This is a genomic window from Guyparkeria halopsychrophila, from assembly GCF_044582135.1.
Taxonomy (GTDB): domain Bacteria; phylum Pseudomonadota; class Gammaproteobacteria; order Halothiobacillales; family Halothiobacillaceae; genus Guyparkeria.
On record NZ_JBDODP010000069.1, the window covers coordinates 1 to 461 of the forward strand.

A 461-nucleotide genomic window follows, 5' to 3' on the forward strand; every position below is an offset into this window, starting at 1 on the left:
TGTCGGCATCGACGGTGCCGGTGAATTCCTGGCCGCCGACGGTCAGGGTGACGGTGTCACCCTCGCTGGCATCCCCACCGACCGAGCCGGTAATGCTGATGGCTTCCTGGCCGGCCTCGTCGCCATCGATGAGGTCATCGCCGGTGACGGGATCGATGGTGATGGTGGCCGAGGCCGCGGTGTCGACGCCGTACTCACGACCGGCGCTGGCGGTGAAGTCGTTGCCGGCGTCATCGCTACCGGTGACCGTGGCGCTGACCGTGTCATTTGCAGCCAGCAGGCTGCCCGGCACGTCAATGGCGTAGTTGTTGTCGGCATCGACGGTGCCGGTGAATTCCTGGCCGCCGATCGTCAGGGTGACGGTGTCGCCTTCGCTGGCATCACCACCGACCGAACCGGTGATGCTGACGGCTTTCTCCCCGGCCTCGTCGCCATCGACGAGGTCATCGCCGGTGACGGGA

At 66.6% G+C, this 461-nt stretch carries 1 protein-coding gene; it reads right to left on the bottom strand.

Annotated features, from left to right (window positions below; translation table 11 throughout):
• A partial coding sequence (locus ABGV18_RS11520; protein ID WP_396586151.1) for an Ig-like domain-containing protein occupies nucleotides 1–461 on the bottom strand: 461 nt, incomplete at both ends.